The organism is Arthrobacter sp. Y3221048 (assembly GCF_059092685.1).
Window position 1 is genome coordinate 70,158 of record NZ_JBNHHX010000004.1, and the last position, 26,066, is coordinate 96,223.

Annotated in this window: 21 protein-coding genes and 1 tRNA gene; 7 read left to right on the forward strand and 15 right to left on the reverse strand. The window is 61.7% G+C overall.

Features of this window, described 5'->3' with window-relative positions; translation table 11 throughout:
- The first annotated feature begins 14 nt into the window (after window positions 1–14).
- On the forward strand, window positions 15–1,220 hold the full coding sequence (locus tag AC5RVS_RS12870) for a CDP-glycerol glycerophosphotransferase family protein (RefSeq protein ID WP_494108432.1): 1,206 nt from the start codon (window positions 15–17) through the stop codon (window positions 1,218–1,220).
- Here the strand turns inward: AC5RVS_RS12870 and AC5RVS_RS12875 are convergent.
- On the reverse strand, window positions 1,217–4,660 hold the full coding sequence (locus tag AC5RVS_RS12875; RefSeq protein WP_494108433.1) for a CDP-glycerol glycerophosphotransferase family protein: 3,444 nt from the start codon (window positions 4,658–4,660) through the stop codon (window positions 1,217–1,219). The two genes, AC5RVS_RS12870 and AC5RVS_RS12875, sit on opposite strands and share 4 nt — an antisense overlap.
- Window positions 4,657–5,757, reverse strand: a complete 1,101-nt coding sequence (locus AC5RVS_RS12880) for a stealth family protein (protein ID WP_494108434.1) — start codon at window positions 5,755–5,757, stop codon at window positions 4,657–4,659. Before AC5RVS_RS12880 ends, AC5RVS_RS12875 begins: the two co-directional genes overlap by 4 nt.
- A 179-nt stretch (window positions 5,758–5,936) precedes the next feature.
- Between AC5RVS_RS12880 and AC5RVS_RS12885 the strand changes: the two genes are divergently transcribed.
- Window positions 5,937–8,048, forward strand: coding sequence for an acyltransferase family protein (locus AC5RVS_RS12885; protein ID WP_494108435.1), 2,112 nt, complete (start codon window positions 5,937–5,939; stop codon window positions 8,046–8,048).
- Between the two features lie 11 nt (window positions 8,049–8,059).
- On the opposite strand, the gene AC5RVS_RS12890 is transcribed toward AC5RVS_RS12885, so the two are convergent.
- Window positions 8,060–9,385 carry a glycosyltransferase family 2 protein gene (locus tag AC5RVS_RS12890; protein WP_494108436.1) on the reverse strand — a complete coding sequence of 442 codons (1,326 nt, stop codon included), beginning with the start codon at window positions 9,383–9,385 and terminating at the stop codon, window positions 8,060–8,062.
- A gap of 238 nt (window positions 9,386–9,623) precedes the next feature.
- On the opposite strand from AC5RVS_RS12890, the gene AC5RVS_RS12895 reads away from it, so the two are divergent.
- Window positions 9,624–10,676, forward strand: coding sequence for an acyltransferase family protein (locus AC5RVS_RS12895; RefSeq protein ID WP_494108437.1), 1,053 nt, complete (start codon window positions 9,624–9,626; stop codon window positions 10,674–10,676).
- On the opposite strand, the gene AC5RVS_RS12900 is transcribed toward AC5RVS_RS12895, so the two are convergent.
- From AC5RVS_RS12900 to mptB, 9 genes are all read right to left on the reverse strand, one after another.
- Window positions 10,673–11,953: a polysaccharide pyruvyl transferase family protein gene (locus tag AC5RVS_RS12900; protein WP_494108438.1), complete on the reverse strand. Its 1,281-nt coding sequence runs from the start codon at window positions 11,951–11,953 to the stop codon at window positions 10,673–10,675. The two genes, AC5RVS_RS12895 and AC5RVS_RS12900, sit on opposite strands and share 4 nt — an antisense overlap.
- A 111-nt stretch (window positions 11,954–12,064) precedes the next feature.
- A complete protein-coding gene (locus AC5RVS_RS12905) occupies window positions 12,065–12,526 on the reverse strand; it encodes an FAD synthase family protein (protein WP_493987008.1) in 462 nt (153 codons plus the stop codon).
- Between the two features lie 77 nt (window positions 12,527–12,603).
- On the reverse strand, window positions 12,604–13,539 hold the full coding sequence (locus AC5RVS_RS12910; protein ID WP_494108439.1) for a glycosyltransferase family 2 protein: 936 nt from the start codon (window positions 13,537–13,539) through the stop codon (window positions 12,604–12,606).
- Window positions 13,536–14,360: a CDP-alcohol phosphatidyltransferase family protein gene (locus AC5RVS_RS12915; RefSeq protein ID WP_494108440.1), complete on the reverse strand. Its 825-nt coding sequence runs from the start codon at window positions 14,358–14,360 to the stop codon at window positions 13,536–13,538. The genes AC5RVS_RS12910 and AC5RVS_RS12915 overlap by 4 nt, the downstream gene beginning before the upstream one ends.
- On the reverse strand, window positions 14,357–15,430 hold the full coding sequence (locus AC5RVS_RS12920) for a glycosyltransferase family 2 protein (protein WP_494108441.1): 1,074 nt from the start codon (window positions 15,428–15,430) through the stop codon (window positions 14,357–14,359). The genes AC5RVS_RS12915 and AC5RVS_RS12920 overlap by 4 nt, the downstream gene beginning before the upstream one ends.
- Window positions 15,427–16,179, reverse strand: coding sequence for an ABC transporter ATP-binding protein (locus AC5RVS_RS12925; protein WP_493987004.1), 753 nt, complete (start codon window positions 16,177–16,179; stop codon window positions 15,427–15,429). The genes AC5RVS_RS12920 and AC5RVS_RS12925 overlap by 4 nt, the downstream gene beginning before the upstream one ends.
- A 14-nt stretch (window positions 16,180–16,193) precedes the next feature.
- Complete coding sequence (locus AC5RVS_RS12930) at window positions 16,194–17,042, reverse strand: ABC transporter permease (protein ID WP_494108442.1); 849 nt, start codon at window positions 17,040–17,042, stop codon at window positions 16,194–16,196.
- A 118-nt stretch (window positions 17,043–17,160) separates the two neighbouring features.
- Window positions 17,161–17,577: a DUF3224 domain-containing protein gene (locus AC5RVS_RS12935; protein WP_493987003.1), complete on the reverse strand. Its 417-nt coding sequence runs from the start codon at window positions 17,575–17,577 to the stop codon at window positions 17,161–17,163.
- 36 nt (window positions 17,578–17,613) lie between these two features.
- The gene (gene mptB / locus AC5RVS_RS12940; protein ID WP_493987002.1) at window positions 17,614–19,146 is read right to left on the reverse strand and encodes a polyprenol phosphomannose-dependent alpha 1,6 mannosyltransferase MptB; all 1,533 of its coding nucleotides are present in this window, start codon (window positions 19,144–19,146) and stop codon (window positions 17,614–17,616) included.
- Window positions 19,147–19,356: 210 nt separating this feature from the next.
- Between mptB and orn the strand changes: the two genes are divergently transcribed.
- The 3 genes from orn to def all read left to right on the forward strand — a co-directional run bounded on the left by orn (window position 19,357) and on the right by def (window position 20,909).
- Window positions 19,357–19,971 (forward strand): oligoribonuclease, encoded by a 615-nt coding sequence (orn, locus tag AC5RVS_RS12945; RefSeq protein ID WP_493987001.1) that lies wholly within the window; start codon window positions 19,357–19,359, stop codon window positions 19,969–19,971.
- Between the two features lie 151 nt (window positions 19,972–20,122).
- A tRNA-His gene (locus AC5RVS_RS12950) sits at window positions 20,123–20,195 on the forward strand.
- Between the two features lie 141 nt (window positions 20,196–20,336).
- Window positions 20,337–20,909: a peptide deformylase gene (def, locus tag AC5RVS_RS12955; protein WP_494108443.1), complete on the forward strand. Its 573-nt coding sequence runs from the start codon at window positions 20,337–20,339 to the stop codon at window positions 20,907–20,909.
- A 54-nt stretch (window positions 20,910–20,963) separates the two neighbouring features.
- Here the strand turns inward: def and AC5RVS_RS12960 are convergent, their stop codons facing one another.
- The 3 genes from AC5RVS_RS12960 to AC5RVS_RS12970 form a co-directional block, all read right to left on the reverse strand.
- Window positions 20,964–21,164: a hypothetical protein gene (locus AC5RVS_RS12960; protein WP_494108444.1), complete on the reverse strand. Its 201-nt coding sequence runs from the start codon at window positions 21,162–21,164 to the stop codon at window positions 20,964–20,966.
- A 200-nt stretch (window positions 21,165–21,364) separates the two neighbouring features.
- Window positions 21,365–22,825 (reverse strand): glyceraldehyde-3-phosphate dehydrogenase, encoded by a 1,461-nt coding sequence (locus tag AC5RVS_RS12965; protein WP_494108683.1) that lies wholly within the window; start codon window positions 22,823–22,825, stop codon window positions 21,365–21,367.
- Between the two features lie 357 nt (window positions 22,826–23,182).
- The gene (locus tag AC5RVS_RS12970) at window positions 23,183–24,718 is read right to left on the reverse strand and encodes a L,D-transpeptidase family protein (protein WP_494108445.1); all 1,536 of its coding nucleotides are present in this window, start codon (window positions 24,716–24,718) and stop codon (window positions 23,183–23,185) included.
- A 564-nt stretch (window positions 24,719–25,282) separates the two neighbouring features.
- Between AC5RVS_RS12970 and AC5RVS_RS12975 the strand changes: the two genes are divergently transcribed.
- Window positions 25,283–26,044: a glycerophosphodiester phosphodiesterase gene (locus AC5RVS_RS12975; protein ID WP_494108446.1), complete on the forward strand. Its 762-nt coding sequence runs from the start codon at window positions 25,283–25,285 to the stop codon at window positions 26,042–26,044.
- Window positions 26,045–26,066: the final 22 nt, after the last annotated feature.

The window sequence follows — 26,066 nt, forward strand, 5'->3', positions numbered from 1 at the left end:
GTCAGGATTCACTGTTGCCCATCGCGTCCCGCCTTCAGCCTCTCGCCGCCCGGATCATCACCGAGGCCAACAGCGTGCTGACGGAACGCCGCGTGCGAACCCGGCTGGCCGACGCCAACAGGAACGCCGGCGACCGGTTCGACTGTGTCCTGTACTTCGCTGACGGCCCGGACAGCGCCTATCAGGTAAGGCAATGGCTTGCTCCCATGGCGAAGCTGGCGGAGCGCCACCGGGTCGCGGTTCTGGTCCACCGGCCAGCCACGGCCGCGGAACTGCTTCCTGATTCCCCGCTGCCGGTGTTCCTCACCAAGGGCATCGCGGAGGTGGAGACATTCATCGAACGCGCCGGGGCCCGGATCGTGTTCTACGTCAATAACAACCGGGATAACTTCACGGTTCTCCGCCTGCCGGCTCAGGTGCACGTGCACCTGAGCCACGGGGAGAGCGACAAGGTGTCCATGGTCTCCAACCAGCTGAAGGCCTACGACTTCGCCTTCATCGCGGGCCCCGCCTCCCGGGAACGCATCCTGGCCGCCTTGCAGCGGTTTGATGAGTCCCACCTGGTGGAGATTGGACGGCCGCAACTGGACTTCGCCGCTTCTGCGTCGCAAACCAAGAACGACGGCGGACGTCTCACCGTCCTGTACGCCCCCACCTGGGAAGGGGACCGTCCAGCCATGGCATACGGCTCGCTGGCCAGCCATGGACGGGAGATTGTCGGCTCCCTCCTGGCTGATGCCCGCTACCGGTTGGTCTTCCGGCCGCATCCGCGGACCGGCAGCAGGCTCGCCGCTCACCGTGCCGCTCTGCACGAGATTGAAAAGATGATCGTCTCTGCGGAAAAGGCTGAGCCAGCGGGCCACCGGGTGGACACGGCTGCCGACTTCTCAACCGCCATGGCGGAAGCGGACCTGTGCATCTGCGATATCTCTGCCATGGCCTTGGATTGGCTTCCCAGCCGGAAGCCCCTGCTCATGACGAAGCCTTCGGATCCAGGGGCCTACATCGATGCACAGGGCGTGGCCGCCAAGACCAGGCTCATTGACCAGTCCGAGGCAGCACGGACGCCGGCGCTGCTGGCCGAGGCTGCCGCAGCCGGGATCAGCCCTGGCCTGCTGCAGCTGATCGCCCACCATTTCGGCGATACTTCGCCGGGCGCGAGCACCGTGCGGTTCGTCAACGCAGTGGCGAAGATCCTCGCGGAACAGCCGGCACCCTAAGACAGCAAGCGGTCCACCACACGCCCGGCCGCGCTTCCGTCGTCGCGCGGTGCGTACTTGGCTACGAAGTTTTTCAGCTTAAGCTCGCGTGCCGAGTCGCTCGAACGGCTCTCGCCAATAGCGTCGAACAGTTCTTCTTCGGTTTGTGTCACAGGCCCGGGCAATTCCGTGCTGTAATCCAGGTAGAACCCGCGCAGGGCGTCGCGGTAGTTCTCCAGGTCGTAGGCATAGAAGATGATGGGCCGTTGCAGGATGGCGTAGTCGAAGAAGACCGACGAATAGTCGGTGATCAGCACGTCGCTGGCCAGGTAGAGTTCCTGGATTTCAGGGTACTTGGAGACGTCGTAGACACAATCGCCCGCTTCTTCCGGAATCTTCACGGCGTCGCTGACCAGCACATGCATCCGCAGCAGCAGCACGGTGTCGTCACCGAAGCGGTCTTTGAAGGCTTCCACGTCAAACGGCAGATCGAAACGGAACCGTCCCGTGCCGGTCGACTGGTCGTCCCGGAAGGTTGGAGCGTAAAGGACCACACGCTTGCCCTCAGGGATACCCAGTTTCCGCCGAACGGCAGCGGAGCGCTGCTCGGCGTCCGGCCGCACGAGGATGTCGTTGCGGGGGTACCCCAGCTCCACAACCTCACCGGTGTAGCGGAAGGCACTCCTGAAGGCTTCCGTAGCATAAGGGCTCGGCGAAAGCAGCGTGGTCCATTGCTTCACAGCCTGGTCCACGCGGGAAATGTAGCCCGTGTCCCGGCCGTGGACAGCGTTTAGGTCGTGGACCATCCTCTTCAGCGGTGTGCCGTGCCAGGTCTGGATGAACACCCCGTCCTTCCGGCGTCGGAAGTAGTGCGGGAAATTCTGGTTGTTGATCCAGTACTTGGCTTTGGCCAGATACCAGTAGTAGCTCGGCGAGAGCCGCTTGACTACCTTGGTGTAGGGGTCGGGCGCCGGGAGCTTGCCGTGATAGACCCATACCTTGCGGCGTGTGTCCCCGCGCCGCACCAGTTCTTCGTAGATATAGCGCGGACTGTCGGCGTACTGTTTCCCCAGCCCGGACTCGAACACCATCAGGTCTGCGTCCATGGGCGTCTTCGAGACCAAGGCGAACATCCGCTGCATGGCCGGGAAGTAGAAGCGGCTGCGTCGGAACCTGCCAAACAGCCGTTCGAACAACTCCGGGTCCAAGGTTTTTTTCCACCGGGATTCAGCGGGGCGGGCTCCGGCTACGGCCTCGAAGATCCGCTGGCAGTTATTGGTGTCCCGGAAGGTCAGGAAACGGCGGGATCGCGCGACATTCTCTGGCCTGGGGGTGCAGCCGCGCCCCAGCGTGGACTCCAGCTGGTCCAGCACGGCGGACCGGGCAAAAGCAATGTCGCCCGGCAATTCCTCATCCAAGTCCAAATGCGATCCTTGCGGTCCCAAAAACCGCTCGCGGTCGAACTGGAAGTAGTGCACCGGTTTTTCAAGAAAACTGAAGTCGAAGCCCACGCTCGAGTAGTCGGTCAGTAGGACAGCGCTTTCCTTGAGCAGGTACTGCACGTCCACCTCACCCTGGGAGATAACACGCGCTGGTGCCCCGGAGAAGTGGTGCCGGAACTGCTGCATGTTCGGATGCAGGCAGAAGATCACCTCGGCGTCGTGCTTATCAACCAGAGCGCGCAGTCGTTCGTCGTGGAGCAGCGCGTTCCACTCCTGGAAGTACTCGGACTCTTCGAACTGATCCGGGTTCTGGAGCCAGTCCCGCCACGTAGGAATGATCAGGATTTGGTTGGGCCGCACCGACACATCGCCGGCGAAGAGCGCGTCGAACCGGGACAAGCCGGTCACCAGCACGTCCTTGGGCGGATAGCCAAAGTCGCTGACGATGTATTCCTTTTCCCGCTCCGAGCTGACCATAAACAGGTCGGTGTCGAATCCGGGAGCTTTCTTGCCGTAGTTCGGGACCATCCACTTGGTACCCATCACCCCGTGCTGCAGGAACACCTTGACGCCGCCCACTGCCTTGCGGAACTGCGGGAGCCAGGTGGGATACAGAAAGTCGGGATGGTGCGAGCCAATGAACCGTTCGGCCCGCAAGGCCAGTTCGAAATGTTCCCTGGAGCGGTAGTTCACCACGTGGTCCAGGCCGTCCAGGTTGCGGAGGTCCGGCGACGCAGGGTCGATCACATAGTTGGCGTCGATTTCAGGGTGCTCCCGCCGCATGTAGCGGAAGAAGTGCAGCCCGGTGTCTTGGGCCTTGTAAGGACGCTCCCCCACAAGCCAGACTGGCTTGCGTTCTGTCTGGGAATCCCGGATCCGGCCCTTCCGGGTCTGCTCCCGCAAAAATTCGAAGGCATCGGTATCCAGGAGTTCAACGTGGAAAGACGTGTTTTTGGCTTTGAAGGTGTAGTAGGGCGTGATGGCCAGCGTTTTGTCTCCCCGCTTTTGCCATCCGGGACGGGTCAGTTTCCGCGTAACGTATCGGGTACGCCCCACGCGCGTGCGCTGCGGCTCGGTTGCGCCTACGGCACGGATTTGGAGCCAGGCATCCAGAATTTCGTCGCGCACTAATTCTTCGTCGGGGACAGCGCGCAAGTCCAAGCGGGCATGCAGCTTGTACCGACGGAGCCCGTGTTTGCGCCGAGTCGCCTCGGTATCCAGCACGAATACGGCGGTTGAAGTGTAACGAGCTCCACTCTCACGCCCAAGCAGCATCAACTCCACTGCTTCAGCCTCACCGTGGCGGGTGACCAGCGTCGCACGCAGGTCCACCTTTCCCCTGTTCACGGTCAACCGGTGGACGTAAACGGCGTTATAGGGCTTCAGCGGCCGGTTCACCGCAAGTGACAGCAGTCCGTGCCGGTTGATGTACGGCTCGAAGGTGCTCCCTTGGACCAGGACCCGGCGGAGTGAACCAACTTCGCTGTCGGCAAAACGTCCGAATGACGCCCAAGCCGTCATGGTCTTATCCCCCGCCAACGAACCGTCCGCCAACGCGGATTGAATGTCGGCGTATCGTTTTCCGCTTGCCTCCGTCAGGACAGTGGCGACCGGATCGCTGTCGAAGATGTTGGTGCTGAACTTCGGCAAGTCCTTGGCCACCGCCCGGAACTGGACGAAGAGACCTAGGATTTCGCCGTCCTCACCTTCCGGGAGGGACACTGCCGCCTGCGCGAGATCCGCCAAATCAACCTGGACACCGTAGCTGCGGCTTTCCCTTCCTGCTGCGGCCGGAACCTCCGTTACGTCGGCGACTTTGGTCCAGTTGCCGGCCGTATTCTTGCTCCACAGGGAGGCAGGTCGGAGTTTGGTGGAAACACTGAACCGGGCATGCAGAACCCTGCCCCGTTGCTCCAGGCGCAACGAACAAAAGTCCTTTCTCGCCGGCCCGCGGCCCCTGCCGGTGACCAGGCGTGCGCCCTGAAGCGCGGAACGGAGAGCGCCGGTTCGTGATGTCATGACTGTTCCCTTTCAAAGGTGCTGGCGGCAGGGAAGTAGGCGTTCAGGAAACCCTGAATCAGCGAGTCCACTTTTCCGGTATCCATCCCGGCGCTGTCTACCTCATTGAGGCAAAAAACGTCCGCATCTTTACGCCGCAGCAACCGTAACAGCTTGGCCTGAGCTGCCGAATCATTGATGTCAACGTAGCGGTAAGACAGCTCCCCCGGAACGGCAGCCCCGATGGCGAACCCATAGTAGTGGGCCAGCGAGGACGCTACGGAAAGATCGCCCGGATCCCTGAATTTACTCCGCTGGGTCCGCAACAGCTCCTGCGGATGTTCGTGCTCCAACCTGGACAAGGTACTGACCTTTTGGGGGTGGGCTGCGTGCTGGAACTTCCGCTCCACGGTCCGGCCAAAGGCAGCCTCCAGCAGTGCACGGTTGTTCTTGGCCGCGCTGTCCACGGGCAGGTCCTCCGCCGAGCGCGGCTGGTAATCGACTGCTTGTTCGGACAGGAAGAACTTGGCAAGCCCGTTGCCGTGGAAGAACAGCTCCGGCTCGACCGGCCGCCCGAAGAACACGTCGTCGTTCATATACAGGAAATGTTCGCTCAACCCGTCAATGTGGTGAAGCTGGGACTCGATGGCATGGGAGTTGAAAGTTGGCAGCGCGTTGGCATCGGAGAAGATTTCCCGGTGGTCCACCACGGTAATCCGGCCATTGGAGGCATCCAGCCACTGCGGCGTTTGTCCCGCCGTCACCAGATACACGTGTCGGACCCAAGGAGCGAAATAATCCAGCGAACGCAGCGAGTATAGAAGTTCGCCGCGCGAAGAGTAACGCGCTTCGTTGGCGGCTGTGCGGTTCCTGTGTGCCGGGTCGCTGCCGACCATCGCCTGCGCCTTGCTGCGCTGCCACTGGGGATCGTTGCCGTCGACCCATGTGTAGACCACGTCTATGGGGAAATCAACCGTCGTCAGGAGCGGCAGGTCCGACCCTCGCGTGTGTCCGGGAACAGCCTGCGGCCGACTGCCGCTGGCGATGACATCGAACACCGCCGGCATCACGTTAGACGGGATGGCCGCTGCCAGGCGGCCCTTGAGTCCGAAGCGCATGGGCTCCTTTCCTGCAACGGCTTGCGCTGCTACTCCACTGCCACTGGCACCGCCACTCTTCGGCGCCCAAGACTGCAATAGCTTAGCAATGCTGCCTGTGCCTGACCTGAATCGACCTGCCTCCTTCGCATCCCCGTCACGACGTGACGGTTCGATAGACTATCCGCTGTTATTCGGACGTGACCGCCAGGAGCCAGACCATCGCTGTAGCAGCACCGCCCAAGACCACCCCCTCATTGCCGAAGGCCGGCACCGGGCTTCGGCTGGACATACAGGGACTACGCGCCATAGCCGTGTCCCTGGTGGTTGCCTACCATCTCTGGCCCGACCGGTTGACCGGAGGGTTCGTCGGAGTGGACGTCTTCTTCGTCATCTCGGGCTTCCTGATTACCTCCCACCTGGTGAGGCGGCCGCCGATGGACTGGCACGGCTTAACCGCGTTTTGGGGGCGCCGGATCCGTCGTCTCCTGCCGGCAGCGTTCGTCGTTTTGGCGGCCACCGCCGTTGCGTCGAGGCTGGTGGCCCCGCCCACGCAATGGGGCGCCATCGCCAAGGAGATCATCTCGTCGGCACTCTACGTGCAGAACTGGGTGCTGGCCGGAAGTTCGGTCGACTATCTGGCCGCCGAGAACGCACCTACCCCCACCCAGCATTTCTGGTCCTTATCGGTAGAGGAGCAGTTTTACCTCCTGTGGCCGGTCCTCGTGTTCGTCGTGTTCTGGTTCGCGCATAAGCGGTCGTTGAACGCGCGGCGCCTGCTTCTGGCGGCGGTTGCCGCCGTCGTGGTCCTCTCCCTTGCCTTCTCCGTTGCCGCCACCGCTGCTGAACCCGGCAGCGCTTACTTCATCACGCCCACCCGGATGTGGGAACTGGGAATGGGCGGACTGGTGGCACTGGTGGCGCCGACCGTGGCACATTACCTGCCTGGTGCCGCGCGCGCAGCACTCGCGTGGGCCGGCATTGCTGCAATCGTCTGGGCAGGCGTGTTCTATACCGGAGCAACGCCGTTCCCCGGTTATACCGCGCTACTGCCTGTCCTGGGCACCGCGCTGGTGATTTTTGCCCATGCTGAGGGAAGGCTCTCCCCCACCCGGTTTGTGCGGAATCGCCCGGTCCAATGGCTGGGCGAGGTTTCCTACTCCGTCTACCTGTGGCACTGGCCCCTGATCGTTCTTCTGCCGTACGTCAGCGGCGGCGAACTGGGCTGGCTCGACAAGTCGCTGATTCTGGTTGCGACGCTGGTGCTGGCTGGACTCAGCAAGACGTTCGTTGAGGACCGATTCCGGTTTCCCTCCGGCAAGAATGGTCTGGTGCCCACATACCGATTCGCGGCAGTGGGCATGGTGCTCCTCACGGCAGTGGGCGGCGCGCAATTGGTAGAAGTTAACCACCGCACCTCACAGGCTGAACAACAGCTCACTGCCATGGTGAACAATGGTGATCCCTGTTTTGGTGCCGCCGCCATCGCCAAGGGGTTTGACGAATGCGTACCGGACCCCCAGGCGCCGGTAGTACCCGAGCCATCGCTGGCGAAAGACGACAAATCCGACGCCTACGCCGACGGTTGCTGGTCGAACCAGCCGTTTACCGACCGCCCTGTGTGCACGTACGGGGATGGGCCCACCAGAGTCGCGCTAGTTGGAAACTCGCACGCCGGTCAATGGCTTCCCGCGTTGCAGGTGCTGGCTGAACAGAATGACTGGACGATCTCCACGTACCTGGTTTCCAGGTGCAACCCGACATCGGTGCCACTGCAGTTCGATACCGAGGAAAAGACGGCGAACTGCGCCGCCTACGGCGACTGGGTGCTGGACGAAACCGGCGGCGATGCGTTCGACCTGATCGTTACTTCGGAGCGTCAGTCTGTCCCGGTGCAAGGCGAATCGTGGGACAGCACCGAAAAACCCGCCGTCGATGGCTACCTTGACTACCTGTCCCGCTGGGCGGACAGCGGCGCCAGCGTCGTCGTCATCAAGGACCCGCCCTTCCCTGGAAATACCATTCCTTCGATTCCGGACTGCCTCGCCGAGAACCCCGGCAACCCTGAACAATGCTCGGGCACGCCTGACGAATGGTATTGGATGGACCCGGTCACCACAGCCGCGATAGAGCTGGACCATCCAAGGATCCGGACGGTGAACATGGACGGCTATTTCTGTGCGGATGGCACCTGTCCAGCAGTCATAGGATCAGTCGTCACCTATTTCGACGCGTCGCACATCACAAGCACATACGCGGAAACGCTCGCACCGTACCTGGAAAGCGCAGTCCTGGCGGCGCTGAAAGGCTGAGCGCCTGCCTTTCAGCCGCGCAGGTCTACGCTTACGTTGCCGTGAACAGTGGTGTAAGGACGTTCACCGCCCGGTCCCTTCCCCATCTGCACCTCTGGAACCACACCCACTCGTCGTGGGCTGCCAGGTCGCCCCTGCTCGGACAGTTCCCCGAATACGTCGACGATGTGCCCTCCCAGCGTCTCGAGTACGCTTTGGCCGATAGTGCACCTGAACCGCCCCGGACCAGACGCTGACTGACCGGGCAGCCGCTCTTCGATGCTTCCGTCCCGGGTGCGCAGGAGGATGCTAAGGCTGTCAGCCGGCGAGCTGACGCTCAGCTGCAGGTCCAAACCGCCGGGGCCCCAAGTCGTACTGGTGACTTTGGGGTCGACCTCCAGCGCTTCCTCCGATCTAACCACCTCAAGCATTGCTGCGGCGTCACGGTCACGAATGATGGAGGTCTTGCGCTGCGCAGGCTCGGGCAGGCTGGAGGCCAGCTCCGCCGGAATGTACTTTTCCACGAACTCAGCATGCGCATGGACCCAGCGGCGTTGGATGTCCTCCGACATCTTCAGGTATCGGTGGGGCTCGTAGACGCGGAGGCACTTGCGACGGTAGAGGTCAAGCACCAACATCCGGGCCAACTCGGGTTCGGGCGCTCCGGACAGAAGAATCTTGGCGATCTCCCCCACTGACCACGTATAGCCTTCCGGAACGGTGACAGCACTGCTGATGTTGGCACCGTCCGTGCGCGTGCGGATGAAGTAGTAGTCATAGTCCGCCAGAACAGAAATCCGCTTTGCTTTCAGATAGCACTGGGAGATGACCATGCCGTCTTCGAGCCGGACCTTGTCCTCATGGAAGCGAATGCCGTTGCCCAGCAACAGGTCGCGTCTAATCATTTTTTGCGGTGACAGGGACCGAAGGATGGTGCGCAGGTCTGCGTCCACGAGTGTTTCCTGATACAAGGCGCTCTGCACGCGGCGGCCGCCAATGCCAACCATCTTGGGAACCAGTACATCCGTACCGTGCAAATCTGCGAACTCCAGCATCCGGCGCAGTGCCTGCGGACCAAGCTTGTCGTCGGCGTCGCAGAAAAATACATAGTCGGCCGTAGTGGCAGCCATGCCTACATTGCGTGGTTTTCCGGGCCACCCGCTGTTCGCCTGATGAATGACCCGCATGTTGCTGAGCCGGGCAGCATAAACATCGAGAATCTCGCCGCTGTAGTCGGTGGAGCCATCATCGACTGTAATGACCTCGAAGAGGGCCTTGGCCAAGTCCTGTGCTTCCAGCGAATTGAGCAGCTCTGTCAGATACGGCATGGCGTTATAGACGGGAACCACAACTGCCACCCGCGCTGTCGAGGCACTAGCCGATGGTCCTGAATCCATGCGTCGGTGCGCTGACGGTTTCGCACGGTCTGCCACCTTTAGCGCTACGTCTGCCCATCTCTTGCCCAGAACCATGTAACCCTCACTTTGACCGATTCAGCTTAGCGACTACAAGAGTATCCGCCGCTGTGACAGAGGGGAACTTCGATGCCCGAGAGGCTAGGCTGTAAGCCGTTCATTATTTACGACTGGGAGCGAATTGACACTGCACTCCAACTCTCGGACCAGGCAAACGTGGGTCGACCAGGCTCGTTGGGCTGCCATCGTCCTCGTCGTCGTAGGCCACGCGATGGGCCAAATCCGCGGGGACAGCGGCGCGGCGCTCGTCGTTTCCAACTTCGTCTACATGTTTCACATTCCGGTGTTTGTCCTCCTCGCTGGGTGGGGTGCAGCTCGAACGGAAGCAAACGGCGAGAACCTGCGAAAGATCTTCTGGCAGCTTCTCCTTCCGTATATCGTGTTCCAGCTCATCGCCTTCGGCATGAACTACGTCGTGAAGGGCGCGACCCCAAGCTGGTCCTTTACATCCCAAACATTTGGACTCTGGTTTCTGGTTGCACTCGCCGGATGGCGCCTGCTCGCTCCATGGTTCAGGGGGATTCCTTACGCGGTGCCATTGGCGACGTCTCTGGCCCTGGTCGCCGGACTGAGCGAGCACATTGGCGGATTCCTCTCGCTGTCCCGGATCATGTACTTCCTGCCGTTGTTCCTGCTGGGCCCTTGGCTGGTGGAGAGAATCTCGGCGTGGCGTTTGGACCGTCGTTGGCGCTTCGGCGGCGCGTTGATGCTGTTGATGGCGGCAATCACGACCGTTTTCCTCCATGAAGACTTTTGGCGCAGACCGTTCCTAGGCAATGCCGGCTACGAGGCCTTGGGACTCCTCCCAGGTGAAGGGATGCTATGGCGCCTCGGTGCGCTGGTTGTCGGCACCGCCCTTGCCACGTCCTTTATGTTGGTGCTGCCAGGACAACCAGGGACGCCGACCAAGGCGGGGCGTTGGATCGCCGATGCTGGCCGTTCCACCATGTATCCTTACCTACTTCATCTGCCCGTCCTGACGGTTATCGGGGCAACCTCGTTGACCGAAACCGGACAGCCAACAGTGAGGGCAGGTCTGTTCATCTTCGCGGCGGTGCTGTTCTGCGGAGTTGCTGCGTCCAAGCCCGTACAGCGGATCGCTGAACCGGCGGTTGAGCCCCTGACCTTCTTGAAGAGATTCACCTCGCGGCCGAAGGTGACCCAACAGTCCTAGCGGGCGGCCACGCGCTTGGCGACGCGTCGGACCCGCGCCGTCAGGCTCCTTCGGAGCTGTGAACGCCGTAGGCGCTTTCCGAACACGGCGTCGTGAGGGAAGGCATCCCAGAGGCGATCGAGGTCGACCAGTGTTTTCGGCAGCGTCGAATGGCGGGCCGCTGCTCGAAGCGACCCAGCCGATATCTCATCTGGCGTCAACGCCATTCGATGGACAGCGGAGTCATCGAGTGTGGAAAAGAAGTCCTGAAACTTGAATCTGTCACCGGCCAACTCGCTGCCTTCGATTTGCACCCAAGTCCAAGGAACGCCGTAAGCCTGGGCAACGATCAGTCCATGGAGCGAAGTGGCGAGCACATGCGATGCCGACGCGATCTCGTTCACCACCTGTGCCGCCTCCTGCTCGACATCGACGGTGGTGATATCGTCTGATATCTGTTCAGGCAGCAGAGCTTTGTGTTTGTAGTGCGGCAGGAGGATCACGCCGCCAGCAGCCTCTGCAGGCGTAGGTTCAAAAATTCTTGGAAGCAATAGAGCGGGATCGCCCAGTACCTCCGGAACGTCCCAACCAAGGCTGGAGATGATTTCCCTGCGGGTGAGGTGGCCTCGGACAGCCGTGATTTGGGTTGGTTTCCGGGCGCGCAGGCGCCGTACTTTGGGTCCGTCCAGCGGAGACAGCAAACCCGATCCCCAGATGTGGTAGCCCGGCCTCTCCAGCATGTTGATGACCGACCCGACCGACATGATGGCCCCGGGATGAGCCAGCGAGCCGCGGACGTTCACCGGGCGTTTACCGGTCAAAGACGACACCAGCCATGGGCCGATAAGGTCGCCGAAGTTTACCCGTCCGTCCCACCAAAAAGCGGGCACTTCCCCACGGCCGAGCACCTCGGTCCTGGACTCAATGCTGCGCCACGCTGCGCTTTTGATGAAGCTGTCGATCAGCGCGTTGGCTTCTTTGGCGACCTGGCCATGGTCGGCGGCGCTCCAGATTTTGAGCACATGTTTTTGTCCTTCACGCTGAAGGCGTGTTCCGCCCGAAGCGATTAAGGATCTGACCAAAGTCCGCGCCGTATGGGTCCGTCCAAAGACCGTCAGGCGTATCTCATTCGCCAGCATCATCAGGTCGAAGGCCACACGGTCACCGTGAATGATTGCATCCAAGGCAACGCAGTCCGGCGAATGCCGCCGGACACGCACACCCTTTGGTACCAACTGCTCGAGCGCACTGGCGATGTCGTCCAGCACAGAAGTTTCGGCACCTACAGTCACAGTCATTCCTCGCACTATCGGTTGTCGGCGATTCTAGGACCCGCGCTCAGACAACCGGTGAACGACGCGCCGAAGGAAGCCGCAGACGGATCTGCGGCCGGCTTGTTTTCCCTGCAGCTAGGACAGCTCTTTGACGATCTGGCTGATGCTGTCGAGGGTTCGCTTGAGCTCGTCTACGTGGCGCTCATCAAACGCGCTCAGCACACGCTTCATCTCGGTTGTAGAGATGCCGGACGTTCGGGGCAGGTAGACAACTTCCACTTTGTCTTCCAGATCATCGAACTTGCCCCTCCAGTCCTCGCCAATGCCGAAGACGTCGACGCCGTACTTCTCAATGTCAAAGCGCTTCTGTTCCCAGTTCTCTTCCGGGATCGCCTCGTCCACGTACCGGATTGACCGGACTATTTCGATGCGCTGCTCGAAGGGAACCACCGGCTTCTTGCCCTTGATGGCGTTGAATTCATCCGTGGATACGCCGACAATCAACCGGTCGCCCAGACCTTTGAGACGCTTCAAAATGTTCAAGTGACCGATATGGAACAGGTCGAATGTTCCATAGGTCAGCACAGTCTTGCTCACGCGCTTGCCCCTGATTCTTTGCTTGGACGTTGTAGGTCTGCTGGCCAGTGTATCCACCGCCGCTGGGTCGGCTGCGATTAGATGACCGGCCACCGGCCGGCCCGCCCCATCCGCACGATAGTCCGCCAGGCCAGCTTCCGCTGCGATTCACCCGGCCCCCAAGGGTCTTGTTGCCAGCCAGCGAGCCAACCGGCGAACCACGGCTTCAGCTCGGGCCGGTTCCGTCGGGATCGGGCTATCTGGACCAGCGTCCACGTAGCCACATAAGCCCAACTGAACGGCCAGGGCAGGTTTCGCCGTGCCAACCACACCCGGTTGCGGGCGTTGAGGCGGAAGAACTGTTCATGGCGCCGCGGGTCTATGACAGGGTGTCCGGCGCGGAGGTTCCCGGCGTACCACGTTCGAAAGCCGGTGTCCCAAACCCGCCAGGCAAACTCGATGCCCTCATGTGCGTACCAGAACGTCGCGGGCCAGCCGCCCGTTAGGTCGAAGACGTCGCGGCGCATCGTGATGGCCATTTCGACGACGGAGAACACGTTTCCGGACTTGTCCGAAGAGCCCTTACGGAGTCGCGGAATCCAGCGCTGCGGCGCATCCGGATTGCTAGGATCCTCGATGCGGGGCTGGATCATGCCGATGTCCGGTTCGGCCTGGAAGAGCTGAACACAGTTCAGCAGGAAGTCGTCGTCTGGCAACCATGCATCGTCGTCCAGGAAGAAGAGGTATTCTCCGGTCACATGCGGCACACCGGCGTTCCGGCCAGCCGGTATTCCGAGGTTCTCCTCCAGGTACAGCGCTTTGAAGCCAGCCGGCAAATCCGCGGGCTGCCAACCGTTGCCCACAACGACCACATCCAACGACACTCCCCGCTGGTTCTGCAGCGATTTCAATCCCCGCGACAGTTCCCTCGGGCGTGTGCCTTGCGTCAGAATAACGACGCCGAACGTCGGCTTCGTGCCCACGTCGTCTGGCGCCGTCAGGCTCTCGGAAGTGTTCTGTCTCCTCGCGTTCATTTCCGCAACCTCGGCGAAGCCATGATTGCGACGAAATGTCCCAGGTTCACGAACAGTGCCCCGGGGACCAGAACGTACAGAAGCCAGCGTTCCCCCACTCCAGGAGCAGAGGCGAGGAGGGACACAATGGCTGCGGCGAGGATCAGTAAACTCATCTCCACGGAGTGCAGGACCCGATGGAAGGGCAGGAACCTGGCGAGGCGTCGCAACTTGCCCACGAGGGTAGCCGACGGAACCGCTTTGGCCTCCGCCGTGTCGGGCAGTTTCTCGAGTCCTGCCAGCGCACGCGAGGCATGGACCATCTCGTTCTGGGCTTTGTTCAGCACGATCAGCAGCGCCAGCGCGGTGCCGAGGAAGAGGTGCATATATGCCTGGCCAGGGTCGGCTTGCAGAAGGCGGAACTCCCCGATGCAGCGCATACCCAGCGCTATGGGGATAAGCCCTTCCGTTGTGTAGTGACCTATCTTGTCCAGGAAGATTCCCTTGGGGCCCTGTGTGCCGCGCCAGCGGGCCACTTCGCCGTCACTACAGTCGAAGTACAGCTGCAACTGGGAAAAGAACACCGCCAGCAGCGGGCCCCAGATGCCGGGAATCAGCAACGATGCCGAAATCGCCCAACCCGAGAGGATCATCAACCCGGTGACGCCGTTCGCGGAAATCGGCGTGCGCACCAGCACGCTGGTCAGGTAGATGGAGATGTGGCGCAGATACAGCTCGGCCGTCCAGTGCTCGGCGTTCTTGCGGCTGCGTACTTCCGGAGGCTGGGCGACCGCCCTCAATTGCTCCAAGGTTGGGCGGCCGGGACGGGAAGGCGTATTCATCTTTTCCTCCGACCGGTGTCGACGGTCCCGTGGGCGCCAAACAGCCTTCCCTTGATGTAGCCAAGTCCCCAGCTGATGTGAATGGATGGCAGGACCGCTAGAAGCCACAGCCGGTCCCGCATCCGCAGTTGCCCCTTGGCCGTTGCCGCGGCCAGGACCACTCCCAAGGCGTAGAACGGCGGGATCAGTGCAAGCGCCGCTGTCCCGGCAACGAGCCAGATCGGCCAGTTTGACGTTACCCCTGCGAGTGTCAGAACGGCGGCAAGGATCCCTGTCCCCAGGCCTGCGATCAGCAGCGGCGGCAGGAAGTGCCGCGTCGACTTGCCCGACTTGTGCCGGCGGGCGAGTTCAGCGCGCCAAGTCCCCGCGGCGTAGAACTGTCGGACGAGCGTGTTCCAAGTGCTGCGTGGCCAATAGGTAACGCTGAGCTTGGGGTCGAACCAGACAGAATATCCGGCCTCGCGCAGGCGTAGGCAGAGATCCCAGTCTTGGCCGCGCCAAAACGTTTCGTCGTAGTGCCCGACGGCGTCCAACGCTTCGCGACGAAAGATGCCCAAATATGCAGATTCCGCCGGTCCTTCCGGAGCGCCGCTGTGGTAAGCCGCGCCCCCCAGCCCCAAGGGGGAATGGTAGGCCGCGGCGACCGCACGCTGAAAAGGTGTCCGGCCCTGTGCGTCCATCAGCCCGCCCACGTCCGCAGCTCCAGTGCGCAAAAGGGTGGCTACCCCCTGGGCGGTGTAGCCGGCATCGAGTTCGGTATGGGCATCAACTCGGACGACTATTGGATGACGACTGGCTGCGATCGCCAAATTCAGACCAACAGGCGTTCTGCCGGTCGAGGATTCAACGGTTTTTACTCGCGGTTCGCGCTGCTTCAACTGCTCCACGATGGCGCTCGTTCCGTCAGTCGATGGACCTACAGCCAACACGATTTCTTTGGGGCCCTCATAATGCTGTGCGAGGACACTCGCAACAGCGTCAGCCACATGCCCGGCTTCATTAAGGATCGGCATGATGTACGAGACGCCAGGCGTGCCGGCAAGCGCCCTCAGATCGGGACTTCGGCTCACTGATTCCGCAACTCCTGGTATGCCTTGACGACTTCCGCCGGTTCGCCATCCATGCGCAGTTCACCCTTTTCGATCCAGAGCACGCGACTGCAGGTGTCTTTGATGGACTTCATGGAGTGTGAAACCAGGAAGACGGTTCCGGCGTTCTCGCGCATCTCCCTAATGCGTGCTTCACTGCGCTGCCGGAAGCGTTGATCCCCGACGGCGAGGGCTTCGTCCACGATCAGGATGTCGTGTTGTTTGGAAGCAGCGATCGCGAATTTCAAGCGGGCCTGCATTCCGGAGGAATACGTTCCCATCGGCAGATCGATAAACTGCTCGAGTTCGGCGAACGCGATGATTTCGTCTTTGAGTTCCATCATCTCGGCCTTGGTGAAGCCGAGCGCAAGACCGCCGAGGATGATGTTTTTTTCGCCGGACAGCTTCGGCATCAGGGCCGCACCAACTCCGAGCATGCTGGGCCGGGAGGAGGCATAGATCGCGCCACGCGTCGTCGGAGTCAATCCAACAATGGCACGCATCAAGGTTGACTTGCCGGATCCATTCGAACCGATAATGCCTATCGACTCGTTTTCGTACGCTTTGAAGCTGACCCCCCTCAGCGCATGGACTGTGCGCAAAGCCTTATGCGGAGTCAGGATTTTTCGCGAGCTTTCCTTCAGTCCCCTGCCCGTCGCGTAGGCCTTGTACTCCACGTGGACGGAGTCCGCGATGACTACGGGCTTGCTCCTATGTGCCGTTTCTGTCATTGTTCCGTCGCTCCTCAGTAGATCCTGCCGTAGCGTTCTTCGGCCTTCCAGAAGAAAACCACCCCGACTAACAGCAGTCCAACGCTCCAGATGGTTGCGTAGAACCAGTAGGTGGGGTCGGCCTCGTGATCAGGGAGCATGGCAGAACGCGCCAAGGACAAGAATTCGTACAAGGGGTGGAAGTCAAAGACAGCAACCAGCCAGGGGAATGCGCCGAGGATACGGTCCACTTGGAAAAAGACCCCGGATGTGTAAAACAGGACTCTGGTAATGATCGGGATGATCTCTTTGATGTCCGTCAAGTGCACGGTCAATCGCGCCGAGATCAGCGCGACCCCCGTGTTGAACATGGTCATGAGGACAACCAGAGGGATGATTTGCAGCCAACTCCAGCTCAACGGGTTGCCCGAGATCAAAACGATCAGGGCCATCACCACGAGGATCGGCACGAGGTTCATCAGCTGCTGAATGACCGCTCCCAAGGGGAGGGTGATCCGTGGAAAGGCGAGCGTCTGTACCAAGGCCTTGTTCCGCATGATCGAATCCGCGCCATGAGAAAAGGAACTGGCAAAGAACTCGAAGAGGAACACACCGATGACGATGTAGGCAACGATGTTCTCCGGCCGCCGGTCGCCCTGCAGCAAACCGAAAACGAGACCGTAGATCAGAGCGTTCATGGTCGGTTTGAGCACGACCCAAGCCATACCCAGGCGGTTTTCCTCATTGCCCGCTTGGATCCGGTACTTCGCCATGGATGTCGTCAGTTCTCGGCGACGCCAGACTTCGGCCAGATACTCGCGCAGGGGTGGTCTTTGTCCAACCCGCTCAAGATTGTTCTGCGCCGCTTCCTCGGCAAGGCTCATGCCACATGTCCCTTACAGGTCAGTCAAATAAACGCTAATCGCGACGGGGCCATACCCCGCCGCGCCTCTACTGAGTGTAGTAGATCGAACCGGTCCAGCTTACGAGCAGCCGCGGGGGTCAGCCCTCGACGTCCCGGAAGAACACACGCAGTTCCAGGCTGTGCTGCCCCGCCGTGTCTTGCGAATACGTGGCCTTCCCCACAATCCCGTCGAGGCCGCCCGTGCCGGAGCCGGGGATGATGTGCCCGTCGCTGACAGCGATTTCCCCCTCCGCCAGTCCCCAGTGCTGGATCACCATCGTGCCTTCGCGGCCATCCACGGAGCCACTGAACACTTCGGATGCAACGTATCCGGCACCGGTGCTGTTGCCGGCCATCAGCAGTTCTGCGCGGCTGGTGCCTGTGATCAATCCGTCAAATACTTTGGTCACGCGGACCCGGCTCAGGTCCGAGCTCGTTCCCTCGACCTCATAGGGTTCCGGCACCCAATCGGTGACGTCGAAGTCGGCGGCGATGATGTGTTCGGCCTCGGTCATGATGCCCTGTTTCTCCTAGATCGGTTGCCGAGTGCGTCAGAAGAGTCGCTGGTCGTGTGAGTCGGCATATTTCTTGCGGAAGAGTTTGCGGGTTTTCGGATCCAGAAACACCAGGTACAGCGCGAAGGCGACGGCCACGATGCAGGCGAGAAGCCGCGCCATGTCGAGGTCGAATTCGATGTAGGGGAAGATGTCCAGCTGGTCTGTGATCGCGTAGATCATCAGGAAGGACGTCACCGCGTAGACAGTCTGTACCTGCCAGTCATTCCGGATCCCTGTGGCCGCAAACAGCGGCAGCAGCCAAACGATGTACCAAGGTTGGATCATTGGGCCAAGCAACACCACGGCGGCAAGCGCCAGCGCGAGCCGACGAACAATCCGGTCGTAGCTGCCGCGGAACATGGTGTAGAGAACAATCAGCACGGCCACTACCCTGCCGCCCGTGTAGACGGCGGACTGCACCATCGCGCCGTCGAACCCCAAGCCGCCGGAGACCAGCCCCAGGAAGATCCCCAGCAGCCCGACCGGGGCATACCAGATCATCAGGCCGGCTCCTTGCTGGCTCAAGGCTCCCACCCAGCCGAATCCCAGCCCGTTGATCGCTCCCAAAATTGCCAGCAGCCCGAAGGAAATTCCGGCCGTCATGGCCCAGTAGCCGAATTTGCGCGGCCAACTGGCCCCCTTGCCCGCCCACAACAGGCCGACAAATGGCAGGAAGATCAGGGTGATCGGCTTGATGCCAATAGAAAGCGTCACCAGCAAGATGCCCAGCAGTACCCGTCGGTTCGCCGCATGGTAGAGGCCGGCAAGGGCCAATCCCAGCATCAGGGCATCGTTGTGGATGCTGGCGATGAAGGTGGTCAGGAACAACGGATTTGCACAGGCCAGCCACAACGCCCGGTTGGGGTTGATGCCGTGCAGTTCGGCAAGTTTCGGCCCATAGTAGACGCACAGCGCGGCACCGCCGATCGCGAGGATCCGGAACATGATGATGGAGTATTCCGGGTGGCCGCCGGTGAGCCAGACGATGAACTCCTCCATCCAGAGAAAGATCGGCCCATAAGGCGTTGGGCTGCGTGCCCAGAGGTCGTCGGCGCCGGTCTGCAGATAGTTCTGCAACTGGTCGTACCCATCCACGTAGGGATTGAGGTTGTTGACCATGACTTTGCCTTGGGCGATGTAGGCGTAGACGTCGCGGCTGAACAGTGGGATACACAGTGCCAGCGGGGTGCCCCAGGCGACGATAGCGGTCAGCGTTGCCCGCCGTGCGGACTCGCCCCAAACCGTGAACTGTTGACCGAGCCGCAGCCAGGCCCGCACCAGGATCATGCCCCCGAGGGCAAGCAGGACCACCGAGAGGATCACACCGACCAGTTCCACCCGCAGGAAGATCAGCAGGGGCCAGCGCCGCAGTTCGGACACCGAGGCCAGCCACCCGACCCCCAGCGACCCGAGGAACATCATGAACGAGCCAATGGCGCCCTCGAGGATGCTCCGGGTAGACCGTTCCTTGACGACGCTTCCGCTGCGGGAGCTGGAAGGTTCAGTCGCGGGTCTTGGGGCAGTCATCTTCTCGGCGGTCCAATCACTCCGGGGTCAGTACACCTGGTCCGGTGCGGCGCGTGCCGCTGGGGTGGTCTGCACGCCTCGGAACGGTCAGTCGAAGGCAGCGTGGGAGGCACGCCTGCTTGAGGTGCTCTCTGCATGTTAGCACCGGGGCCTCGGCATTCCCTGCCGCCTGTCCCGCGCGCCAGCACCCTGACGCGATACATTTGTCCAGTGCCAATCTCTAACGAACATATTGTCTGGATCGACTGCGAAATGACCGGACTGGACCTTGAAGCCGACGCGCTCATCGAGGTCGCCGTCCTGGTGACCGACTCGGAACTCAACATCCTTGGGGAGGGAGTCGACGTCGTCATCAAGCCCACTGCGGAGGCTCTCGCCCAGATGAACGACTTCGTCCGCAGCATGCACACCACGTCCAAACTGCTGGACGAGCTGCCGCACGGCATGACGATGGCCGAGGCCGAAGACAAAGTGATGGAATACATCACGGCGTGGGTTCCCGAACCCCGCAAGGCGCAGTTGGCAGGCAATTCCGTTGGCACGGACCGCACCTTCCTGGCCCGCGACATGCCCCGCGTCATTGATCACCTGCACTACCGGATCATCGACGTTTCCACGATCAAGGAGCTCTCGCGCCGCTGGTTCACCCGGGCCTATTTTCAAGCGCCCGCCAAGAGCGGCGGACACCGGGCACTGGGCGACATCAAGGACTCAATCAATGAGCTGCGTTACTACCGGCAGGCCGTCTTCGTCCCCTCCCCCGGCCCGGATTCAGCCACCGCCAAGAAGATCGCCGCAAGCATCGGCGCCACTTCCGGGGATTAGGATGTTAGCTGTACCACTTTCCCTGCGGGAATGGCCTAAAGTGGCAAAAGCCAGATGAAAAGCATGTAAACTGGTCTGCGTTGCCTTACTGGTTGGAGACCGGCAGGAACCGCTCGAGCGGGGTCTGTCGGGAGGAACAAGAGGGCACTTGGTGGGTATAGCTCAGCTGGCAGAGCGCCTGGTTGTGGTCCAGGAGGTCGCGGGTTCAATCCCCGTTACTCACCCCGAATGTCCGGCAGCAGCCGGCAGGCAGAGCCGTCCCGAAGCCGGGGCGGCTCTTCGCATGTCCGGCCGCAACGGGGGCGCCTCGCGCTGATGGTTGAACAGCGCACGCCCAGGCGAATCACCCTGAGTGAAGGAGAGAAATGACCGTCCGCCCCGTCACTATCACCGGCGAGCCGGTGCTGCACCGCCGTGCAGCCGAGGTTGAGAATTTCGACGACGAGCTCCGCGCGATCATCGATGACATGTTCGAGACGATGGACGAGGCACACGGCGTAGGGCTCGCTGCGCCGCAGATCGGGGTGGGACTGCGAATCTTCACCTATGAATTCGCCAACGACGACGACGTCCCGCCGCGGGGCGTACTGGTCAATCCGACCCTGGTACTCGGCAAGGTCTCGGGCGCGGAACCCGACCCCGACGAGGAAAACGAGGGCTGCCTGTCCGTGCCAGGACACAGCTACCCCCTGAAGCGGGCCGAGTGGGCCCGCGTCCGAGGGTTCGACGCGGACGGCAGCCCGGTGGATTTCGAGGCGACCGGCTGGTTCGCCCGCGTGATGCAGCACGAGTACGACCATTTGGACGGCAAGCTCTACATCGACCGGCTCAATGACCGGTGGGGCAAGCGGGCGCGGAAGAACATCAAGAGGGAAGGCTGGGGCGTTCCCGGCAACACGTGGCTGCCCGGGGTCGATCCGGACCCGTTCGGCCACTAGCCGTCCGCAGCCCTCTGCGCACTGAGGTCCCCAATCCCAGAGGGCGGATCCGGGTCAGCTGTCCGTGAGACTGGACCTATGGTCCTTTTCGCAACGGTGCAGATCTTCCAGCGCGATGTCCCGCAGCCGTTTGAGTTCGTCAACGCGCTTCTCCGTCACATAGCCGCGGGCGTAGGCGTCCTGCGCCGCATCCAGCAGCCGCTGGGCCTCCTTATGATTGACCTGCGCCCGTTCCCAACGCGTCATCTCTACCATGCGGCCATTGTAGGAACGGCGCCGCCGCAAAGCCATAGCGTCAGTGGTTCCGTGGACCGCTTCAACCTTCAGGGCCGTCTGGATCGCGACGAACCGGCCATTAAGCAAGAGTCCCCCAATGCCACCGGCCTCTAAACGGCAGAAGCCGGCGGCATTCGCATGCCGCCGGCTCCGCCGTCGTTATTGCCGAGTAAGGGCGATCAGACCGTCTCGGCCACCGGTTCCAGCACGGCCGGGAAGATCTTCGGGTTGACGCCGGCAATCTCCTCGAGCACGCGGACCACCTGGCAGCTGTAGCCGAATTCGTTGTCGTACCAGACGTAGAGCACGGCGTTCTTGCCGCTGGCAATCGTGGCCAGGCCGTCCACGATCCCCGCACGGCGGGAACCGACGAAATCGGTGGAGACGACCTCGGGAGAGTCGATGTAGTCGATCTGCTTGCGCAGGTCCGAGTTCAGCGACATGCCGCGCAGGTACTCGTTCAGGCTTTCCTTGGTGGCGTCGTGTTCCAGGTTCAGGTTCAGGATGGCCATGGAAACGTCCGGGGTGGGGACGCGGATGGCGTTGCCGGTGAGCTTGCCTTCCAGCTCCGGCAGGGCCTTGGCCACTGCCTTGGCTGCACCGGTCTCGGTCAGCACCATGTTCAGCGCGGCGGAGCGGCCGCGGCGGGAACCCTTGTGGAAGTTGTCGATCAGGTTCTGGTCATTGGTGTAGGAGTGCACCGTTTCCACGTGGCCGTGGGCAATGCCGAACTTATCGTTCAGAGCCTTGAGGACCGGGGTGATGGCGTTGGTGGTGCAGGAGGCGGCGGAGACGATCTTGTCCTCGTCGGTAATGTCCGAGTGGTTCACGCCGTGGACGATGTTCTTCAGGCTGCCCTTGCCCGGAGCGGTGAGGAGCACGCGGGAGACGCCGGGGCACTGCAGGTGCTGGGACAGCCCGGCCTCGTCGCGCCACTTGCCCGTGTTGTCCACGACAATGGCGTCCTTGATGCCGTACTGGGTGTAGTCGACGGACGCCGGGTCGTTGGAGTAGATGAACTGGATCAGGGTGCCGTTGGCCTGGATGGTGTTGTTGTCTTTATCCACGGAGATCGTGCCCTCAAAGGGGCCGTGCACCGAGTCGCGGCGCAGCAGGCTGGCGCGCTTGACCAGGTCGTCGTCGCTGCCCTTGCGGACTACGACGGCGCGCAGGCGCAGGCCGTGGCCGCCGCCGGAGTGGCCCACCAGGATCCGGGCCAGCAGACGGCCGATGCGGCCGAAGCCGTAGAGCACAACGTCGGTGCTGGTGCGCTCGTCGGCGCCGCGCTTGCCGACGATATCGGCCAGCTCGGTGCGCACGAAGTCCTTCAGCTCGGCGCCGTCACCCTCGTTCTTGAACTTCACCAGCAGGCGGGCCAAATCCACGGAACCTGCGCCGAGGTCCAGCTCGCTCATCGCCTGCAGCACGGGGAAGGTCTCTTCCAGCGGCAGTTCGGTGTCATCAATCTGGCGGGCAAAGCGGTGCGCCTTCAGGATGCCCACCACGGACTGGTTGATCAGGCTGCGCCCGTGGATGGAGGTGACTACGTTGTTTTCGCGGTACAAGCGCCCGATCATCGGGATCATCGCTTCGGCAAGTGCCTCGCGGTTGGTCCACGTATCCAGGGCCGACTCTGACATCTGGTTCACAGAATTACCTTCCTACATCAGCCGGGCTCTCCCTCGAGCCCGGTTGTCACCGCCGTGGATTTTCACGACGACGCCGGTTGGCCCGACAGTCTGTCCGGCCACGCGGCACGCCACCGCCAAGTGCCGGCGGGAAGCTTTGTGGATCTGCCCGTTCCCGTCGCCGACTTTCGATCGGCGGCGGCTCACGCCTATCCGTTATCCATTCTAGAGACTACGCGGAGCACGTACGCACCGTTACACGTGAACTGCCTCACAGGGTTGGGGATTGCCGGCCGGCTGGGTCCGCCGCCTCACGCCGACGGCGGTGCTCCCCGCTCAGGGACGCGCCGCCGTCGGCCGTTCGAAGGATCAGGCTTTGAAGATGTCCTGCCGGACGCCCATGATGATTCTGTCCCCGGGGTCCGCGGTCTTGAGGTACCGGACCACGTTCTTGAGGTCCAGTGCGATGCAACCCGCCGTCGGAACGGGGTTGGCGTGCAGGAAAATGGCGAATCCCGCTCCCTGCCTGATAGTTTGCCCCGGCCCGCGGTTGTAGTCGATCACAGCGCCTTGGCGGTAGTCCCCGGTCGGCAGGCGCATGAAAAACCACATGTTCTCGTCCGGCCACCGTTCATAACCCACAGAACCGGCTTCGTAGTACTTGTTGTAGGAGGAGCCGAGCGTACCGGACCATCTGGACCGCTTGTTCAGCTTCTTGTACTTGAGGTCCGTGCCGGGGTTACCCTCACCGAATGCTTCATGGACAGTGAAACTGCCCTGCGGGGACCAGCGGTACTGGGTGTGCCCGGATGCCACTCCCGGGCGTTTGAACCCCTTGAGTCCCACGGTCGCCTTGCCCGTTTTCCATTCCTGCTTGTAGACGGAGCCAACCCGCACGCAGTTGATGAAGCTGGCCTTGGAGGTTCCGTACTTCTCCGCGATGGTGAAGGAAATGCGGTTGGCCCAGCCATGCGCGTAGCGGGTCTTGTTCGCGCCGATCGCCCAGCACTCATTCTTCGGGTACATCACGGCGCCCACCCGAGCCGCCACCAGGGAGCCGCCCTGGAAAACCTGCGTGGTCTTGCCGCTGCGCTTCACGGCGTCCTGCAAGGGGTAGCCCAACGTGCCGTTCTGGCTACCGCGGGCCTTCCAGCTGTAATTCATCTGTGCAGTGAGAATCCTGGCGCCCGTAGAGGGCGAGTACGCGATCGTCCCCTTTTGGAAGAGCTGGACACATCCCTTGGACTTGAGGCCGCACTTCATGTCGGCCGTCGGGTAGCCCAAGGTCCCGCGTTCATATCCTGAAGTCTTGAACTTCTTAAAGATTTGGTGCTGAAGGTCCATGCTTCGAGCACCGGTTTTCGCACTCCAGTAGATGCCGATCCGCTTGGCACTCTTCGAGGACGGCTTGTAGGTACGGACGCACCCGTTGTCCACCAGGCGGCAGTTGAGATCGTTGACCGCAATCAGCTTGAGTAATTTTGCTTTGGCTTCGATGGCCTTTTTGCCGGCGACAATGTGCGGAGGCGTGTAGCTGATGGTGCCTCCCTGGAATCGCTGCGAGGCGCTCTTGTCGGAGGCGACCTTCATGTCTGCGATGGGATAGCCGTACTTGCCGTTTTCGTACTTGGCAGCTTGGAAAGTCTTGTAGATCGCATGTTTGAGATCCACGGCGAAAGCGCCCGTAGCCGCCGACCAGTAGATACCAATCCGCGCCGTCCCGCCGCTGTCCGTGTAGGTGCGGACACAGCCGTTGTCCTTGAGCGTGCAACGGAAGTCATTGACCGGGCTGAGCTTTAAGGCCATGGCCTTCGCGGCGATTGTCTTCTGCCCTGCCGCTACATGCGGTGGCTCTGCCAGCGTCTCATCTGTCTCGGGAGCTTCCTGGGGGGCGCTCTGCTGCACGAGCGCATTAGAACGCTCCCCTGGTGCCTTCTCCGGTTCTGTGGGCAGCACCGACAGTGTCGGGGTTGCGGGAACGTTTGGCTCCTCGGACGTGCCGCTGGATGGGACCGCGGGAGTCGAAGGTAAAGAAACAGCGTCGGTTGGTGTCGGCTGGGGTTCCTGAGTTGTTTCGCCGACCGGGGCCTCGGTCGGGACGGGGCTTTCGCCATTGTTCGGCATGCTGTCCGGTGTTGGATCAGCGGGAACGGGCGCTTGGGAAGATTGGCTGACCGGTGCCGCCTCGCTGGAAGCGAAGGCTGGCAGAGTCGAGGCGAGCAGCGTCGTGAGGACTGCTGTTGTCAGGCCAACGCGCAACATGGAGCGCAGCGTAGAAGGCGTAAGCGAAGGGCGGTTCATAGTTCCCCCGGCGAGAGATGCAGGCTGGCGATGGAACCAGCTGAGACTGTATCGACCACTGTCGTCTAAGGCCCGCGGAATGTTAGGCGGCATGAATGGACTCGCCATTCCCCCGCGGCGAGGCTGTTTCATTCATGGGCATAGTCGGACGCACCTTAGACTCAACGGGTGAAACGAGTGATCGCATGTCTCGCAGGTTTGTTGTTGGCTCTGACCGCCTGCGCTGCTCCCGAAAGACCTACGATGGTGGCCCATCGGGGCGGGGCTCTGGTATACCCCGAATCCTCATCCGAAGCATTCAAAGCCGTGGCGGAGTCCGACTTTCCCATCGAGATGGACTTGAGGGTTCTCGGTGATGGAACTCTTGTCCCCCTCCACGATGAAACGGTGGACAGGACCATGAGCGGCATTGCGGGAGAACCGCGGAGCATCAGGCTCGCTGAGTGGCGCCAGGCTGCGATCCGTCATCCGGCAGGGGGTGCGCCCGGCACACCCACCACTTGGGAGCAAATTGCGGATGAGTACGGCGAGAACCACGTTCTTGTACCGGAAATCAAGGAGTCGGGCATTGATGTGGACGGCTTTGTCGAGTCGATAACCCGCCGCGGCATAGAACAGAACGTCATCGTTCAATCTTTCGACTACGGCCTCGCGACGCGCTTGGCAAACGAAGGACTGAACGTTCTATTCCTCGTTGGCGCGAACGCCGAGATCGATCCGGCGACGGTGAGGGAAGACGGAATCTCACACATCGGTCCGCATAAGGACATCGATAGCACGAGCATCGCTGCCATGAAGGAAGCCGGATTAACAGTGTGGCCGTGGACTGTGAACGATCCGAAACAAGCAGCTTCGCTGCTGGAGGCTGGGGCGGACGGCGTCTTTACGGACGATCCGTGGATGCTGTCTGAGGCACTTGCAGCCGAGTGATTCCGCAGATGGCGCCAGATGA